Annotated in this window: 16 protein-coding genes; 3 read left to right on the top strand and 13 right to left on the bottom strand. The window is 54.0% G+C overall.

Annotation, left to right across the window (positions count from 1 at the left end):
* Window positions 1-148 precede the first annotated feature (148 nt).
* The 6 genes from GRI39_RS01835 to GRI39_RS01825 form a co-directional block, all read right to left on the bottom strand.
* Window positions 149-1,369, bottom strand: a complete 1,221-nt coding sequence (locus GRI39_RS01835; protein ID WP_160737983.1) for an MFS transporter — start codon at window positions 1,367-1,369, stop codon at window positions 149-151.
* A gap of 95 nt (window positions 1,370-1,464) precedes the next feature.
* Window positions 1,465-1,596, bottom strand: a complete 132-nt coding sequence (locus tag GRI39_RS14680; protein WP_281351808.1) for a hypothetical protein — start codon at window positions 1,594-1,596, stop codon at window positions 1,465-1,467.
* Window positions 1,593-1,796 (bottom strand): BCCT family transporter, encoded by a 204-nt coding sequence (locus GRI39_RS14740; RefSeq protein ID WP_343033273.1) that lies wholly within the window; start codon window positions 1,794-1,796, stop codon window positions 1,593-1,595. The genes GRI39_RS14680 and GRI39_RS14740 overlap by 4 nt, the downstream gene beginning before the upstream one ends.
* A 5-nt stretch (window positions 1,797-1,801) precedes the next feature.
* Window positions 1,802-2,275 carry a BCCT family transporter gene (locus GRI39_RS14735; protein WP_343033272.1) on the bottom strand — a complete coding sequence of 158 codons (474 nt, stop codon included), beginning with the start codon at window positions 2,273-2,275 and terminating at the stop codon, window positions 1,802-1,804.
* Window positions 2,256-2,915: a BCCT family transporter gene (locus tag GRI39_RS14670; RefSeq protein ID WP_343033271.1), complete on the bottom strand. Its 660-nt coding sequence runs from the start codon at window positions 2,913-2,915 to the stop codon at window positions 2,256-2,258. The genes GRI39_RS14735 and GRI39_RS14670 overlap by 20 nt, the downstream gene beginning before the upstream one ends.
* Window positions 2,916-3,175: 260 nt before the next feature.
* Window positions 3,176-3,511, bottom strand: a complete 336-nt coding sequence (locus GRI39_RS01825) for a GIY-YIG nuclease family protein (protein ID WP_160737982.1) — start codon at window positions 3,509-3,511, stop codon at window positions 3,176-3,178.
* A gap of 88 nt (window positions 3,512-3,599) precedes the next feature.
* On the opposite strand from GRI39_RS01825, the gene GRI39_RS01820 reads away from it, so the two are divergent.
* Window positions 3,600-4,190: a DUF2239 family protein gene (locus tag GRI39_RS01820; protein ID WP_160737981.1), complete on the top strand. Its 591-nt coding sequence runs from the start codon at window positions 3,600-3,602 to the stop codon at window positions 4,188-4,190.
* Between the two features lie 69 nt (window positions 4,191-4,259).
* Here GRI39_RS01820 and GRI39_RS01815 read toward each other — a convergent pair whose 3' ends face one another.
* On the bottom strand, window positions 4,260-5,285 hold the full coding sequence (locus tag GRI39_RS01815) for an alpha/beta hydrolase (protein ID WP_160737980.1): 1,026 nt from the start codon (window positions 5,283-5,285) through the stop codon (window positions 4,260-4,262).
* A 240-nt stretch (window positions 5,286-5,525) separates the two neighbouring features.
* Here GRI39_RS01815 and GRI39_RS01810 point away from each other — a divergent pair, with 240 nt between their 5' ends.
* Window positions 5,526-6,749, top strand: a complete 1,224-nt coding sequence (locus GRI39_RS01810) for an NADP-dependent isocitrate dehydrogenase (protein WP_160737979.1) — start codon at window positions 5,526-5,528, stop codon at window positions 6,747-6,749.
* A gap of 87 nt (window positions 6,750-6,836) precedes the next feature.
* Here GRI39_RS01810 and GRI39_RS01805 read toward each other — a convergent pair whose 3' ends face one another.
* On the bottom strand, window positions 6,837-7,925 hold the full coding sequence (locus GRI39_RS01805; RefSeq protein ID WP_160737978.1) for an AI-2E family transporter: 1,089 nt from the start codon (window positions 7,923-7,925) through the stop codon (window positions 6,837-6,839).
* A gap of 352 nt (window positions 7,926-8,277) precedes the next feature.
* Between GRI39_RS01805 and GRI39_RS01800 the strand changes: the two genes are divergently transcribed.
* Complete coding sequence (locus GRI39_RS01800) at window positions 8,278-10,044, top strand: cation:proton antiporter domain-containing protein (RefSeq protein ID WP_160737977.1); 1,767 nt, start codon at window positions 8,278-8,280, stop codon at window positions 10,042-10,044.
* Between the two features lie 75 nt (window positions 10,045-10,119).
* On the opposite strand, the gene alaS is transcribed toward GRI39_RS01800, so the two are convergent.
* From alaS to smpB, 5 genes are all read right to left on the bottom strand, one after another.
* Window positions 10,120-12,780, bottom strand: coding sequence for an alanine--tRNA ligase (alaS, locus tag GRI39_RS01795; RefSeq protein ID WP_160737976.1), 2,661 nt, complete (start codon window positions 12,778-12,780; stop codon window positions 10,120-10,122).
* A 225-nt stretch (window positions 12,781-13,005) separates the two neighbouring features.
* Window positions 13,006-14,076 carry a recombinase RecA gene (recA, locus tag GRI39_RS01790; protein WP_160737975.1) on the bottom strand — a complete coding sequence of 357 codons (1,071 nt, stop codon included), beginning with the start codon at window positions 14,074-14,076 and terminating at the stop codon, window positions 13,006-13,008.
* Window positions 14,077-14,195: 119 nt separating this feature from the next.
* Entirely contained in the window at window positions 14,196-16,649 is a 2,454-nt protein-coding gene (locus tag GRI39_RS01785) for a hybrid sensor histidine kinase/response regulator (RefSeq protein ID WP_160737974.1), read from the bottom strand.
* Window positions 16,649-17,206, bottom strand: coding sequence for a DUF2062 domain-containing protein (locus GRI39_RS01780; protein ID WP_160737973.1), 558 nt, complete (start codon window positions 17,204-17,206; stop codon window positions 16,649-16,651). The genes GRI39_RS01785 and GRI39_RS01780 overlap by 1 nt, the downstream gene beginning before the upstream one ends.
* A 93-nt stretch (window positions 17,207-17,299) precedes the next feature.
* On the bottom strand, window positions 17,300-17,782 hold the full coding sequence (gene smpB, locus GRI39_RS01775; RefSeq protein ID WP_160737972.1) for an SsrA-binding protein SmpB: 483 nt from the start codon (window positions 17,780-17,782) through the stop codon (window positions 17,300-17,302).
* Window positions 17,783-18,062 lie beyond the last annotated feature (280 nt).

Genomic DNA, 18,062 nt, shown 5'->3' with positions numbered 1-18,062 from the left:
AGCCGTTCTGGCAAAATGATGCCGCCATGGCCCGTCTCACCGGGTTTGGTGCAATCCAAAGCGCAATTGATGTCGAAGATCTGACCAGACTCCCCTGCCGCTCAGCAAGCTTTCTGAGGCGCAAGAATAGCCGTGTCTTACCAACCGCCTATTTTTCTTCTGCTTCCAACACTGCCACCATGGGCGTGGTTCTGGGCAGAGACTGGAATGCCCCCTGGTCCTCTGCGTTGACTGGCTTGCCAACGATCGCCCGCCATAATCCGAAAATTGTGCCGATCAGGGCAAAAACAGAAATGGTTGCGAACAAACCTGAAGCACCGAGCATTTGCATCCCGGCTGAACCGATCATCGGGCCGGCCACCGCACCAGCTGAATAGGTGAGAACGAGGCCACTGCTGGCACCAACGCGTTGCTCTTCGGTCAGGTGATCGTTCGAGTGAGCAACACATAATGGGTAAAGCGCGAAAGCAAACCCACCGAACAGCGCACCGAGCGCAAACAACCGCGTGTCCGGTTCCGCAAAGAGAGCAAGCAAGATGCTCACTGCAAGCACGATGGCCATACAGCCAATGATGACCGTCCGCCGATCGAAGCGGTCGGAAAGGAGGCCCAGCGGCCATTGGAGTACGACCCCTCCCCCAATCACGCAGGACGTGAAGAAGGCTACTTCTGACAATCCCATCCCGAGACGCTGGATAAAGACGGCCCCCAGCGCATAAAAAGCGCCGAGTATCGCACCGGTGGTTAGCACGCCAATCACCCCGAGTGGTGAGGCCGCATACAGACGTCTGAGCGAAAACGGAGCAACATGTTCCAGTTGCGGCTGATCAATCCTGGTCAGCACCACCGGCACAACGGACAGCGACAGTAGAATAGCAGCGATCACGAAGGGCAGGCTAGGCCGCTGCGCACCAAGATTCAGCAGGAACTGCCCCAACGCCTGCCCACCATAAAGCGCGATCATATAGGCAGCGAGGATCGAACTGCGGGTCTTCGCACTCGCCAATCGATTAAGCCAGCTTTCCAGACATACGAAAACGCCAGCCATCATAAAACCGTCGATCAATCGCAGGACACCCCAGATCGGAGCACTCATGGTGATCGAATAGGCAAGGCTGCTCGCCGAATATAGTGAGACAAAGGCGGCGAAGGAACGGATATGTCCGACCCTCGCGATCAGCTGCGGCACCCGCACCGATCCGATGGTAAGTCCGGCGAAATAGGCCGCTGCAACAAGGCCGATCACGAACGCATTCGTCCCCTCAGCCTCAAGCCTGACCGATATCAAGGTCGATAGGAACCCGCTGCCCGCCATGATGACAAAAATCGCGACGAGAAGCGTTCGGACGGAAATAAGCGAGGCGAACATGCCGCGCGCTTAGCAGCAACACACGCTATCCGACAGTCCCGATCGATGTGACGGCGTTCGCCGCCCATCATCTGCGACCGGCCATATGCGACAGGCTACGGATCTATAGCGTCCAAGGTTGAGGCAACACCGTGGTGCATACGGATAAGATCGAACACCACTGCTTTGACGATCGATACCAGCATCAGCGCAGTCACGAAAGAGAATGGCAACGCACCGATGATCATTGTGACCCGAATAGCATCATGCCGCCAAGGATGAGCATACTCCCCACGATCAGTGCCAGCGCCACGCCCCAGAAGATGATATGCCGACGTCTGCGCCCGTCGGTCTCTCCCGCTCCGTTAATCGTATTGACGATAAGAATCGCGCTATCAGCCGAAGTGATGAGATAGGTCATCAGCAGGATAACCACGAATCCGGTCACCACCATCATACTAAGAGGCCCGAACATAACTGAAAGGGTAGCGAGGGCACGATAATCACGCCCAGCACATATTCGCGGATCGTACGTCCGCGCGAAATGCAGGCGACGAACATCCCCACAAAGGGAGCGAAGGCGATCCACCATGCCCAGTAGAAGATGGTCCAGTTGAGCTGCCAATGCGACAATGCTTCTCCCATCGCGCTGCCATCTGTCCTGAAATGCACGAGTGTCGCCGGAATGACTTCGACGACATAATTACCAATACCTCGGACGAGCAGGTCGAGACCGAAAAGGCCAGAACCTGCAAAAAGGAACAGGGCCAACAGCCCGAAAGAGAGCGCAAGATTGATATTCGACAGCCACTTGATACCCTTGCCTACTCCGGAAAGCGCACTGAGTGTGGATGCCCCAACGAGCAAAACCAGTGAGATGACGATGGCAAAAACGGACGAGGTGCCGTCAGCCAGCTTGAAGCCCAAGCCGCGCAGCCCCTGCGATGAACTGTTCGACCCCGAGGCCCATCGTTACCGCGATGCCCAAAAGCGTTGCGACCACAGGGACCACCTCCACAACATGACCTGCAAAACCTGACATCGCCTTGCCGAAAATCGGCGCCAGCGCCAAACGGATCGTCAGTGGCAGACTGCGGCGATATGCAACGTAACCGATCGCCAGGCCAACGAGCGCATAGGTCGCCCATGCGGCGATGCCCCAATGCAGAAACGCGTAGAGATATGCAGAAGGCACTGCATCGGCCGAACGCGCCGCGACATGGCCTTCGATGATCGCCGGATTATTAGAGAAATGTGCCATTGGCTCGCCCACCGCGTAAGTGAGCATACCAACCCCGATACCGGCACCGAACAGCATGGAAAACCATGAAACTCTCGAAAACTCGGGCTCGTCATCCTCAAGTCCGATTTTCAGCCTTCCGGTCATCGGGAAGATAGCAAGAGCAAGACACGTCGCCATGATTGCTGCGACGAGATAGATATACCAGCCTGCGAATTCACGGATGATCGAACGGTTCACCTCAGCGAGCGTTTCTGCCGCATTCACAGGAAAGAAAATCGCCCATATGATCAACAGAGTGACGATGATCTTTGCAGGGATTGCCACCTGCCGACCTTCCGACTGAAACCATCGTAGAACCCGCTGTCGGCCATAGCAATCGGCGCATTCAGTCCGGACGACATGAGAGGAAAAGCCTATCTTTCGGCGAATGGCTGTGGAATGATCTCAATGATGGATGAAGGGGCTTCATAACGGACACGAGTTAGATAGCAAGGTTGGCGCTGATGCTCGCTTTTCGATCATACAGCTCGGAAATCCGCCAAGTTTACAACATCTGGCTCAAAGCAGCGCGCCAGTGATCACCTTCAAATGGCTCTGCCGCCGGAGGACTCTACCCAGTGATCAAGCTGGCGTTTCAGAATCCTCTCGCGTCCCAATTTCAGGTCCTTCTCCTCAAAGCGTTCGACGACTTCAAAGCTGAAGACATCCGCCCCATGCTTGGCCCACGCCTCCTGCAAACTACGGTGAGGATTGCTTCCCTGACGCAGCGTAAACCACAATCGGTTCTGTATCGTGGCCAGATCGGGAGCCTTTCCAAACCATCGTTCACCGGTGGTGGCGCAACACACCGCGTAGATACCGGCCTGCACCTTGCGTTCCTTGTAAGCAGCCAAGGCTTCGCGCCGGTCGCTGTGTTTCATCTCGTGTCTCCATGGTCGGTATAGGGCGATTCGCATTATATTATCCGGGTATATTGACTCACATTCTAAATCAAATCATCTGGGTTAAATGATTAAAGATTCATCAAAGCATCCCCTCTCGGCTGCCTGCACCGCCTTTCTGGGCGGGCAAAAGCTGGCAGAAGGCGATCTGGCCGATGTCGCCTTGGCTGTACATGCACAGGCTAAAGCTGCCTCAGACGCAATCCTGATCTTCTACGATGAGACAGGCGAGCAGATTGACATCGACCTGCGTGGGACGACCGCGCAAATCATTGCCAGACTGGCCGATTATCAGGGCGCTCAACCTGAGGAACGCAAACGTGGCCGGCCCAAGCTTGGGGTGATCGGACGCGAGGTCACGCTGCTACCGCGCCATTGGGAATGGCTGGCGCAACAACCCGGCGGTGCCTCGCAAGCACTACGGCGTCTGGTCGATCAGGCTCGCAAGGGAGATGAGGGTTGCACCGCAATACGCCTGGCGCATGAACGGGCCTATCGCTTCATGGCGGCGCTGGCGGGTGACTATCCCGGCTTCGAGGCAGCAACGCGCGCGCTTTTTGCAGATGATCTTGCGGCCATGGAAGAGGCTACGCAGTCATGGCCACAAGACGTGCGACATTATGCTCTATATCTTGCTCGCCCAGATTCTGACGACTGAGGAAGGCGAAGTCCACCAATAATGCTTTGGGTCACTCACCGAGTAACGCGCCACTCTGCGGGCTTATCATCACTTGCTGTGATGTGGTGGTGATAGAATGCCGATATTCTGCATCCACTGCTTGACCTCTCCCGGCCATTCTTTCGTGATCGGATCGGCCGTCGGTCGCATTCCAAAAGCGTGACCACCTTTGGCGTAAAGGCGCATGTCAACCGGCACGCCTGCATCGTTCAGAGCGAGAGCGTAGGCCATCGGCTGTCGAATATCGTCGACCGGATCGTTCATCGCGTGGATGATAAGTGTGGGCGGCGCCTCAGGGCTGATCTTCACCCAAGGCTGTAGTTCGAGATTGTTCTTGCCCTTACTGTTATCCAAAATGCGCGCAGTGTAGGCGACGATGGCGAAGTCCGGGCGCGGGGATTGCTGGTCAGCCGCATCGGTCAGCGGATAGGTGCGCTCGATCGTGTTGCTCATGTTAATGACGAGATAGGCGCCAGCCGAAAATCCGATCACGCCGACCTTATGCGGATCGATGCCATAGGTAGATGCTCTTTCCCGTAACAGGCTGATAGCGCGCTGAGCATCCTCCAACCCCAGCAGGACTTCCGGACGCTCCTGCTTTCCATTTTCACGCGGCCAGACTTGCGGCGTTCGGTATTTCAGCATGGCGCAGGTCATCCCCTGGCGGATCACCCAATCGCAAATCTCAGTTCCTTCAAGATCGGTCGCCACTGCGTAGAATCCGCCGCCAGGGATTACTAGCATCGCGGCACCGGTATTGTGACCTTTCGGACGATAGATCGTCATGGTCGGCCGGGTGATATATGTTGCCCAATGCCATTTGCGCCCCGCAACAAGCGGAGAGCCATTGCCGGTAAATTCGGGATGATCGCCACTATCCGGTTTCTTCAGGGAAACATCCGCAGGCCAGAGAGGAATCTGGGTGCCACCATCTGTCGGTTGCCAGACGCCCTCCTGTTCCACCTTCGGAACCACGGTCCTTGCGGATGGGCCCTCCCCTGACTGGCCGTAAGCCGCACCAGCAATGCCTAGTGAGAGCAGGAGCGAGGGGAAAAGGGCCAGGCACCGTATCATGAGCAATTCCTCCTAGTTTAGTTTGTTTTAATGACCCAAGCCGTCATGAGAGGGATTGCCGGGTTCGGAAGTCCAGCTTTTCCTTCACCTACCATTGGTTAAATTACCTCGTGAAGCAATTGACCAAACCATCATTTCAGGCGGTGGCTTTTTTGTTGCCTGTCCTTCCCTTGCGCTCCATCGCCTGCAACCGTAAGAGCGCGGAAAATCTTAAAAACCACGGCAGACAGGAATCCGCATATGGATAAGATTAAGGTCACTAACCCCATCGTTGAAATCGATGGCGATGAGATGACAAGGATCATCTGGGAATGGATCCGTGAACGGTTGATCCTCCCCTATCTTGATGTTGATCTGAAATATTTCGATCTTTCGATCCAGAAGCGTGACGAAACGGATGACCAGATCACCGTTGATGCCGCTAATGCGATCAAGGAACATGGTGTTGGCGTAAAATGCGCGACCATCACTCCTGATGAAGCCCGCGTTGAGGAATTCAGCCTCAAGCACATGTATCGTTCGCCCAACGGCACGATCCGCAACATCCTTGGCGGTGTGGTGTTCCGCGAACCGATCGTGATCGACAATGTGCCCCGTCTGGTTCCCGGCTGGACAGACCCTATCGTGGTCGGCCGTCACGCTTTTGGTGATCAGTATCGCGCCACCGATTTCCTCGTTCCCGGCCCCGGCAAGCTGCGTCTGGTGTTCGAAGGTGATGATGGCGAAGTCATCGACCGCGAAGTGTTCCAGTTCCCAAGCGCTGGCGTCGCCATGTCGATGTACAACCTCGACGATTCGATTCGCGATTTTGCACGCGCATCCTTCAACTATGGCCTTGATCGCGGCTGGCCGGTTTACCTGTCCACCAAGAACACGATCATCAAGGCCTATGACGGCCGTTTCAAGGATCTGTTCGAAGAAGTCTTCGAAAGCGAAGGCTTCAAGCAGAAGTTTGAAGAAAAGAAGATCTGGTACGAACACCGCCTGATCGACGACATGGTCGCATCAGCCCTCAAGTGGAGCGGCAAGTTCGTCTGGGCCTGCAAGAACTACGATGGCGACGTGCAGTCAGACATCGTGGCGCAGGGCTTCGGCTCACTCGGCCTGATGACTTCGGTTCTGATGTCACCAGACGGCAAAACGGTTGAAGCAGAAGCGGCACATGGCACGGTTACGCGCCATTATCGCCAGCATCAGCAGGGCAAGGCCACCAGCACCAACCCGATCGCATCGATCTTCGCATGGACGCGCGGTCTTAAGTATCGCGGACTGTTTGACGAAACACCTGATGTGGTCCGTTTTGCTGAAACGCTTGAAAAGGTCTGCATTAACTGCGTTGAAAGCGGTAAGATGACCAAGGATCTCGCGCTGCTTATCGGACCAGATCAGAACTGGATGACTACAGAACAGTTCTTTGAAGCCATCGTCGACGGCCTCGAAGCTGAAATGGCAAACTGGGCATAAGCTGAACCGTCCATTTGGAATAGAGAACGGGCCTTGTGACTTTGTCGCAAGGCCCGTTTTTTATGGCTCAGCCGGAATGAAGCGCACTCAATCCGATGTGCTGGCCCCACCTTCCTTTTTGTCAGCGGCGATGGAAATGTCCTTCCCCAGCAAAGTCCGCACATAAACCCGCTGGATCACGACGAAAATCACAATCGTCAACGGCGCTGCCAGCAGCACGCCGAGAGAGCCAAACAGCATCCCTGCCCCCAGCACAGCAAATAGCAACACTGCAGGTGGAACATTGACCGCATGTTTCTGAATCATCGGTTGCAGGAAGTTCCCCTGAAGTTGCTGAACACCAAGAAACAGCACAACCGTCCAAAGCGCTGTCATCGGAGAAACAGTGAAGGCCAGCAGCACGGCAGGAACACCTGCGATAATCGGCCCCACCATTGGAATGACATCCAGCAAGCCAGCAATCAGACCTAAGCCACCCGCAGCCGGAACACCCAACAATGCAAGGCCAGCCCATGTCAAAACGCCTACCAGAATGGAGGAGCAGAATTGGCCGAGCATCCAGCCTCTAAGGCCTGTTGAAGCATCGTTTAGTACCTCTTGTGTCACTTTCTCCGCCCTTTGTGGCACCAGCAAAACGAGGCCTCTGCGGTAGACGGAGGGATCACTGGCGATAAAAATCGCAGCGACAAAAACCATCACAAAATCCGCTAAGCCGTTGCCAGCAGCCAAAAGATAACCGCCTGCGGCCGACATCAGGCCGGATAGATCACTGCTACCTTGCGAAACAATATCTCGAGCGCTTTCACCTAGGCCAAACTTGTCCAGCATAGATTCGACAGCGTTCAGGGCGCCTGGAAGGCTGTCTTTAATGGTGTCAAACTGGCTCACCATTTGCGATCCAAACAGGATGAAAGCGCCGCTAAATATTGCGATCAACAGGACAACCGCCAACAGCAAGCTTATTCCGCGCGGTAAACGCGTCCATTTGCTGATTTTATCAGTAAGCGCATCGAAAATTACCGCCAGAACAGTTGCGGCAAAGATCAGCATCAAAAAGCGGGTCAGATCGATCATGATCAGCGCCACCCCTAGTATCGCCAGCAGCATAACACCTGCGGCAGCGACACGCCCCATCGTCCAACTCTGCCCTGATGGCACTTGTGTGCTTTCTGTCATATTTTCCCCGCTTAACCCACCGCCAGTAACGTAATGGCGCCCTGTCTGGCACATCTTCGAGCGCAGTAAAGTGGCAAATTATCCTAATCATCCATCATCAGATGACTGCGAAATTTCTGTATAGGAAAATATCACCCTTCTTCAGCACATCAGCCCGTTTGGACAGAGACGATTAGGCTTTAAAAATGCTATGCGTTTAAATTCGTGAACAAATGTTGCGAAATATGCAAAGAAGGCTTGCCTCGCACCGGATCGACGGACATTTTGTAACCCATTCAGATGTGTAGCCACAAAGTTGGCTGCGATGCCAATCTGCTCGAAAACATCTATCGGCAACCGAACAAGGAAGTTCATGCACGGCGATCTCAATTCCTCAGTCCTCTCAGATGCGCTCGTTATTCTCGGCGCCGCGGGGATAGTTATTCCGCTGTTCGCTCGCTTTCGCATTACTCCTATTATCGGTTTCATCCTGGTGGGTTTGCTGGTCGGCCCATATGGGCTCGGCAGAATGGTTCTAGACTATCCCATGCTCGTCCACGTGACGATCAGCGATCCTGAAGCCCTCGGTCCTTTCGCAGAATTTGGCATCATTCTGCTGCTGTTCACTATCGGGTTAGAGCTGTCGTTCAATCGGCTGTGGGCCATGCGCAAGCTCGTATTTGGACTGGGAGCACTCGAACTTGTCTTCATATCCATGCTGATCACTGCAGCACTGTGTATGCTGGGCCAATATTGGACCGGCGCACTTGGTTTAGGCTTGGCCCTCGCCTTGTCCTCAACGGCACTGGTTTTACCCATGTCGGGAACGAACAATCCAGTCGGCCGCGCAGCACTTTCCATGTTGTTGTTCGAAGATATCGCCATTGTCCCGATCATTTTCCTGTTGGGTGCATTAGCGCCCTTTGCCGATTCCGGTGGGATGGAGGGGCTGATGGACACCCTCTGGATGGGCATTGTTGTGCTCGGCGCTATGATGGTAATCGGCCGTTTCGCCCTGCCCCATCTCTTCGCACAAGCCGCTCGCACGAAGAGCCCGGAAGTTTTTCTCGCCGCTTCACTGCTTGTGGTGATCGGGGCCAGCCTAGTTACAGCTGCTGTCGGCCTATCCCCCATCGTTGGCGCTTTGATCGCGGGATTACTCATTGCTGAAACCGAATATCACACTGAAGTGGAAGGGATTATGGAGCCCTTCAAAGGTCTGGCGCTGGGTGTTTTCCTCCTCACCGTGGGGATGGGCATCGATCTTGCGATGATTTGGAACAACCTCGCCCCTATCGCGATTGCCGTTGTCTCTGTCCTCACACTGAAAGCGGTTGTCACGGGTGTTCTTCTTCGTTTGATGGGGGCACGGCGCGGTACGGCGACAGAAACCGGCATTTTGATGTCAAGCCCTTCAGAGACTACGCTGATTGTGCTGACTGCCGCAACACAGGCTATGCTCATCCAGCCTGGGACAGCGCAGTTCTGGCAAATTGTCACTGCCATTGGCCTCACAATCACACCCCTTCTGGCTTTGCTCGGGAGACTGATGGCAAAGCGGGTTGAACCGGCCCCAGACCTTTCCAGTTTCAGCGAAACACGAGATGGCCAGGGCGTGATCATCATCGGCTTCGGCCGTGTCGGCAGATTGGTAGCCGACATGCTCACCAAACATGACAAGCCATATGTCGCCATAGACTTCGATTCAGACACAGTCGGGCAAGCCAAAAGACAGGGCTATAATGCAGTGTTCGGTAACGCTGCTCGCGTGGACGTTTTGAGTAAACTTGAGATCGACGTCGCACCCGCAGTTATTCTGACGATGGATGAGCCTGTTCTGGCACAGCAGCTGACACGCAAGCTCCGCAGTAATTACCCTGAGCTTCCCATCATAGCCCGTGCCAGGGATGGTACCCACGCGAGTGAGCTGTATCGCAATGGCGCAACCCATGCCGTTCCTGAAACGCTTGAGGCGTCTCTACAGCTATCCGAAGCCGTACTGGTGGATCTGGGTGTGGCCGTTGGTCCAGTCATTGCTTCGATCCACGAAAAACGCGATGAATTCCGTAAAAGCATCAAGGAAGGCGGCGAGCTAGATTACATTCCCAAGCTGCGAACAAGTTCCGCAGAAAATGCCTGAATTTTCAAGAATTAAGCCGTGAAATAAAAAGCCCGGCGTTACAGCCGGGCTTTTATTCAGATTTTGAGTGACCAATCAGGTCGCTGCGATCTGCTCTTTAACAGCCGCCAAAGCCTCCGCCGCCTTAGTGCCATCCGGCCCACCACCTTGCGCCATATCGGGCCTACCGCCACCGCCTTTGCCACCCAGCGCTTCAACGCCAGTACGCACCAGGGCCACTGCGTCAAACCGATCTGTCAAATCATCGGTGACAGCCGCTGCGAAAGCGGCCCGGCCTTCATTGACAGCAACGATGGCGGCGATGCCTGAACCCATGCGCTTCTTCGCATCATCCAGCAGACCGCGAAGCTCTTTCGGATTCAGTCCATCTAAAACCTGGCCTGAAAACTTAACACCGCCCACTTCTTCATCTGCCTTAGCAGCAGAAGCTCCACCGCCACCCAGTGCGAGCTGCTTTTTAGCTTCAGCTAACTCACGCTCGAGACGCTTACGCTCATCCATCAACGCACTCACACGCGCTTCTGCTTCTTCAGGCGTGGACTTCAGAACGCCAGCTACCGCTTTCAACGCATCTTCACGCTGAACAAGCCATTGGCGTGCAGCTTCACCGGTCAATGCCTCAATCCGGCGGACACCCGATGACACAGCACTGTCCGATATAATACGAAACACGCCGATATCGCCTGTCGCATGCACATGAATGCCACCACACAATTCGACGGAATAACTCTTACCCGAACCATTCCAATTGCCACGCCCCATGGAGAGGACACGCACTTCTTCTCCATATTTTTCGCCGAATAGTGCCATTGCTCCGGCTTCTATCGCGTCATCCGGACTCATCAGCCGTGTTGTGACCTGGTCATTATGACGGATCTCAGCGTTCACATCCGCTTCGATTGCAGCAATATCTTCCGCTGTCAGAGCTTTGGGGTGCGAGAAGTCGAACCGCAAACGGTCTTCAGCAACCAAAGACCCCTTCTGCGTTACATGCCCACCCAAACGATTGCGCAGAGCAGCATGAACAAGATGCGTTGCCGAATGATTAGCACGGATGCGATCTCGGCGGTCCTGATCCACTTCGAGGTGAACCGTATCCCCCTTGGCGATGCTTCCTGCTTCAATCACACCATTATGCGCATGCAACCGGCCAAGCGGTTTGGCCGTGTCGGTGATTCGAATATGCAGGCCATTATTGCCAGTGACGACGCCAGTATCGCCCATCTGGCCACCACTTTCGCCATAGAAAGGGGTTTGATTGGTCAGCAAAGTCACTTCCTGGCCAACTTCAGCACTATCGACTTCCTTGCCATCAACGATAAGCGCCACCACATGGCCATCGCCAGACGTTGCAGAATAGCCAGTGAATTCGGTAGCATCTTCACGATCGACAATATCGAACCAGACTTCACTATCAGCGGCAGCGCCGGACCCCTTCCAGGCGGCACGTGCAGCGGCCTTCTGCTGCGCCATAGCCGTATCAAAGCCTTCCCGTTCCACACCTAAACCACGAGCGCGCAACGCATCGACGGTCAGATCATATGGAAATCCGAAAGTGTCATAGAGCTTGAAAGCGGTTTCACCTGAAAGTGACTGACCTTCTTGCATATCCTGCGTTGCCTCATCAAGCAAACGCAGGCCTTTTTCCAAGGTCTGGCGGAAGCGTGATTCCTCACGTTCCAGCACTTCTTCGATCAGCGGCTGCGCGCGGGTGAGGTCGGGATAGGCCTGCCCCATTTCGGTAATCAACGCTGGCACCAAACGGTGCATCAAGGGTTCTTTCGCTCCAAGAAGGTGCGCATGCCGCATAGCGCGGCGCATGATGCGGCGCAGAACATAGCCACGTCCCTCATTGGAAGGCAAAACACCATCAGAAATCAGGAAGCTGGTTGAACGCAAATGATCAGCGATAACCTGATGGCTGGCACGCTGCTCACCCTGCGCCTTGGTCGATGTCAAATCTTCGCTGGCTGCAATCAGGTGGCGAAAAGTATCTGTTTCAAATACGTTTTGCCGGCCCTGCAATACAGACGCGATACGTTCCAGCCCCATCCCCGTATCAATGCTTGGATGCGGCAGATTGCTAACGATCTCATCATTCGCCTGCAAATGCTGCATGAAAACAAGATTCCAGATCTCAACAAACCGGTCACCGTCTTCATCCGGTGAACCAGGAGGGCCACCAGCCACATCTGGGCCATAATCCCAGAAGATTTCAGAACATGGGCCACAAGGACCATCGGAGCCCATTGCCCAGAAATTATCCTTTGTAGCAATACGAATGATCCGCTCTTCAGGCAGACCAGCTATTTTGCGCCAGAGATCGAAAGCCTCATCATCCGTATGATACACAGTCACCAGCAAGCGTTTGGGGTCGAGGGCGAACTCTTTGGTGACAACCTCCCATGCCTGCGTAATTGCCTGCTCTTTAAAATAATCGCCAAAGCTGAAATTGCCGAGCATTTCAAAAAAAGTCAGGTGGCGCGCTGTGTAGCCGACATTGTCGAGATCATTATGCTTCCCGCCCGCGCGAACACACTTCTGCGAAGATGTGGCACGTGGCGCTGGTGGCGTTTCAAGTCCGGTAAAGACATTCTTGAACGGAACCATGCCCGCATTCACGAACATCAAAGATGGATCGTTATATGGAACCAGCGGCGCGGAGGGCACTTTCTCATGGCCGCGATCGGCAAAATAGTTGAGAAAGGTGCTGCGGATGTCATTTGTCGAATACATGGGGCGGAATTAGGGCTTGAAATGCCGCAGGACAAGCGGATTTGACTGCTTTCTCTGAGCAATTGTTGCGATCAGGCCGTGTAAGCGCATAATTCCTTGCCAAAGTGCCACTCAGTCAGACTTTAACGCCAATAATCACTGAAGCGTAGCTGACCCCATTCAAAGCTTGAGTACAACCAGACACTGTAAAAGAAAAAGCGGGGCAAATTTGCCCCGCCCCATCAATCATTCATTATCACCAGCAGGTTCAGGGCCAGTCATCATTTCTTCAGCAACCTTATCCGTCTTGCTGCGAATAGCTTTTTCCAACTGGTCGCGAAGCTCTGGATGTTCCTTTAGATAGGTCTTGGCATTTTCACGACCCTGCCCAATCCGAATCGAATCATAAGAAAACCAGCTACCTGATTTTTCCACTAAGCCAGCTTTCACACCGAGATCGAGAATTTCCCCGATTTTGGAAATCCCTTCGCCATACATGATGTCGAATTCAACCTGCTTGAAAGGCGGCGCGACTTTGTTCTTCACCACCTTCACGCGGGTAGCATTACCGACGATTTCGTCCCGATCCTTGATCTGGCCAGTACGACGGATATCCAAACGAACTGAAGCGTAGAATTTCAGTGCGTTACCGCCTGTTGTGGTTTCGGGATTACCATACATCACGCCGATTTTCATTCGGACCTGATTGATGAAAATTACCATACAACGCGAACGGTTGATGGACCCTGTAAGCTTGCGCAACGCCTGGCTCATCAAGCGGGCCTGCAGGCCAACATGGCTATCACCCATTTCGCCTTCAATTTCAGCGCGCGGCACCAGAGCAGCTACAGAATCAACCACAAGAACATCAACAGCGTTAGAGCGCACCAGTGTGTCGGTGATTTCCAACGCCTGCTCACCAGTATCAGGCTGAGAGACAATGAGATCATCAATATTAACACCAAGAGCCTTGGCATAGACCGGATCAAGCGCATGCTCCGCATCTACAAACGCAGCCGTACCACCGATTTTCTGAGCTTCCGCGATGGCATGGAGAGCAAGCGTGGTCTTGCCGGAACTTTCCGGGCCATAAATCTCGATGATCCGGCCGCGCGGAAGTCCGCCTATGCCAAGCGCGATGTCTAACCCAAGTGAACCGGATGAAACCGATTCGACCTGCATGGCTTCGCGACTGCCCAATTTCATTGCAGAACCTTTACCGAAGGCCCTGTCGATCTGGGCAAGTGCGGCGTCGAGCGCTTTCTGACGATCCACTTTGCTTTCCTTAGCTTCAACCACTTTAAGATTAGCAGCCATGACATGACCTCCACCGGTTTCCTAGGGGGGACCCCCGATTCATCAACTGGAAACCTGTGTACCTGCTTTGTTCTAAAAGAACAAGAGTGGAACATACCTGTCCCATGTCAGAACAGAAATCAATCGGCCTGATTGTGCGATGAGCGCAGTATCTGAGTCACTTTAGCGGCTATTTGCTTGACCGAAAAAGGTTTGGGGATGAAATACATACCATCAATTTTGATTTCGCGACGGAGTTGTTCCTCAGCATATCCGGACATGAACAGCACCGGTAAATCCGAGGCAATCTTGCGGATTTCACGTGCCATGGCCGGCCCATCCATTGTTGGCATCACCACGTCGCTGACAACGAGATCAAATGGACCGTCTGATCTGACAAGCTCCAACCCTTGGTCGCCATCTTCAGCTGAGACAACGGTATAGCCCTGCCTGGTCAAAGAACGTTCTGCCACAGCTCGGACCATATCTTCATCTTCGACAAGAAGAATGCGTCCACCCCCCGACCAGCTTGACGTGGGTTCTACCTCTGGTCCTGAAGCAAGCACTTCTCCACCACTCTCACCACGATAAACCGGCAAGTAGATTGAAAAGCGTGCGCCTTGGGAACGGCCATCTTTTGAAGTAAAATTATCTACAAAGATGAAACCACCCGACTGCTTAACGATCCCGTAAACGGTCGACAGTCCGAGCCCTGTGCCTTTTCCCAATTCCTTTGTGGTAAAAAAGGGCTCAAAGATTTTCGGTAGATATTCTGCTGGAATTCCGCCGCCCGTATCCTCAGCAATCAGAACGGTATAATCACCAATTGGAATAATATCGCTTCGCATTCGCCGGATATCGGCAGCGCTCACACACCGGGTGGAAAAACTCAGAGTCCCAGTTCCGTGCTCGCTTCCCCCGTCACGCGACTGGATGGCATCACGCGCATTAACCGCCAGATTGATAATCACCTGTTCAAGCTGTCGAGGGTCGGCACGAACTGGACCAAGATCACGATCGTGGTGGGTTTCAAGAGTAATCTTGGCCCCTAGCAAACGCTTCAGTAATTGCGACACTTCCGAAATCACATCGGGCAATTGTAGCACTTCTGGCTGCAATGTCTGCTGCCGGGAAAAGGCGAGAAGTTGCCTCGTCAGCGACGCTGCACGGTTAGAATTGGCCTTGATCTGCTGGATATCATCATAGTCACTATCGCCCGGAATATGGCGCAGCAACATCAGGTCGCAATATCCAATAATAGCGGTAAGCACATTATTGAAATCATGAGCCACCCCACCTGCCAGTTGCCCCACCGCCTGCATTTTGGTGGCCTGAGCGACCTGACGGCGCAGACGGTTTTCAACGGTCGTATCTGCCAGGCTGAGAAGGACAGCAGGTTCGCCCAATCCGCGAATACCAGCCAAGCGCAGTGAAACAGGCTCATCCGGTTGTGATCGCAGGCGAATAGCCATGTCGCCACTATTCACAACCCCTTGACCATAGCGACGCACAGCATCCGAAATGGCAGCTTTATCTTCCTGAATCACGAGATCTGAAGGGTAAAGCGGCAAGTCCATTTTTTCGATTCCTGCCGCCCGGTGGAAGGCAGGATTGGCGAACAGAAAATGTCCATCCCGATCTGTCAGTGCAAGACCAAGAGGCAGATGCTCCAGCAAAGACTCCAACTGAGGGGCCTGTCCAGTATTTCCGCCGCCCCAACCGCCAAGCCCAACACCGGAATCCAGCATGAGCATCAAAGAAGGAGCTTTAACCGGATCAACAGACGAATCGGCAGGGTCAAAGAGGGGCACCTGCACCAATGTTTGCGGGCTGCCCTCACGCCCCTCCCGGCTATAATAGATTCGGTCACGCTCATCAGTCCGCAGCAAGGAGACGAAATCCCTCCCAATCAGACTTGCGGCATTGCCACCACAAGCCCGCCTCGCGAATCCCGGGCTAACCGCCTGAATGAAACCCTCTGTATCTACGACTGCCAGTTCTATTCCGGCGTAAGACATCATCTCGCCAAAAGAATCGTTCAATCGAGCGGAAATGACCGCCACCGGATCATCTTTAGCGGTCGAAACGAAGCGCCAAACGAGATATTCATCCCCACGGCCAGCGCGCTGAGCTTCTACCTGCCACTCCCCCTTATCAGCAGAAATCACGAGACCGCCATCAGCTCCATCGCGCCATGCGATACGGGCAAGCCGCGCCAACTCTTCCTGACGTTCGTCAGCGATGGGAAGGTATGGAGGAGTATAGTTTGACCCAAACCAGCTTTCATAAAGCGCATTCGCGCAAACCATGCGCCCGCAACGGTCGGTAATCACAACGGCGCGATCATCCTGCTGCATGGCTTCAAGCGTCACAGACCAATCTATAAGCTCAGCCGCAGCATGTTTTTGCGGTGATATGCGGCGCAGAATAGCGGCACCTCCCACACCCAGGACGGCTAAACCACCTGTGAAAGTCACCGTAACCAAGGTGCTATCGGTCACAATAAAGACGAGTATGACACTTACTAAAACCGCCAGAATTACAATAACGGCGTCGGTCATGCGGGGCTGACCACTATCGGCAAGGATGCTCATTATTCCGCTGCGCTGATGGCCGCATTTTCGCCGAGCCGCCGCTGGCGCCGACGCATCACAATGCCGCGCCACACGAAGATGGCGATGAAATAGCCAATCACCGCTGCCACCAGGGAAATCACAAAGAGCCCCGTCACCAAAGCAGGCGCCGCGTCAGACAACAGCCAGTGGGTCCACTGCCCCAGAGTGGCCCCTTCACTCATCAAGGCGCGGAATGAGGAGAGGTCAGAATGAAAGCCAAGAGCACTTCCGATATAGAGCGCTGCCGCAACGATCAACGGCGTTGTTGCAGGATTGGAAAGAAACGTCATGCCAGCCGACAGCGGAATGTTGCCCCGGAAGGGCACACACATCAATGCTGCCCCCACCATCTGAACACCGGGTATGAGAGCAAAAATGCCCACAAACAAACCAATCGCAACGCCGCGCGGGACCGAGCGCCGGGTCAGGCGCCATAATTCAGCACGATGTGCCAAATGACGCGCGTAACGGTTGCGAGCAAGCTGTTCGCGCGTTGGCATCTGGCTGCGTGCCCAACGGTTGAGGCGACGTTTCATAAACCTCTCAATACACCAAAGCGGAACTGGCGGAAGGGTCCTGCCATGAACCGGCTGAATGGTTCGTTTAAATGCAGCAACCAAGCGCGATTTTTATCCTTTTTCGCGCATGATCCTTGCCTTGTCGCGCTGCCAGTCACGATCCTTGATCGTAGAGCGCTTGTCATGGGCCTGTTTACCCTTAGCAAGCGCCAGTTCGACCTTGGCCCGACCCTTGGCATTAAAATAGACCGAGAGCGGTACCAAAGTCATACCTTTACGCTCTACTGCACCGTGCATCCGATTGATTTCACGCTCATGGAGCAGCAACTTGCGGGGACGCTTAGGCTCATGGTTGAAGCGATTGCCATGGCTGAATTCCGGAACATTGGAATTGACCAGCCAAGCTTGCCCGCCTTTTACCTCGGCATAACTTTCTGCGATTGAGCCTTGGCCAAAGCGCAAGCTTTTCACCTCAGTCCCTGTCAGGGCAATGCCAGCCTCGAAAGTTTCCTCGATAAAATAATCAAATCGCGCACGCCGATTCTCGGCGACGATCTTGTGCTTGTCGAAAGTGGTGGGTTTGGGACGTGCCATAATTGTGCAGCATGTAGTGTGTGCACACCAAAAGCGAAAGGCGTTAAGCGAGAATCTACGGGTAAACTGCAAAAGAATATCGCACTCTCAGACTGCCCTCACCCCTCCAAAGATCGGCCTTCTGATTTTACTTGTACCTATGACCAAAACCTCTTGCTCGAAGGGGGCATTAAATGCACAAATAAATGACTATTAAAACCGGGGGGTTATTTTGGCTGTATTTGTTAAATCTGTGGCAGCGCTTTGCGGCGCAACTTTGATGGCGTTTACTGCGCCCGTT

The organism is Altericroceibacterium indicum, from assembly GCF_009828105.1.
GTDB lineage: Bacteria > Pseudomonadota > Alphaproteobacteria > Sphingomonadales > Sphingomonadaceae > Altericroceibacterium > Altericroceibacterium indicum.
This window is presented reverse-complemented; position numbering and strand designations above follow the sequence as displayed.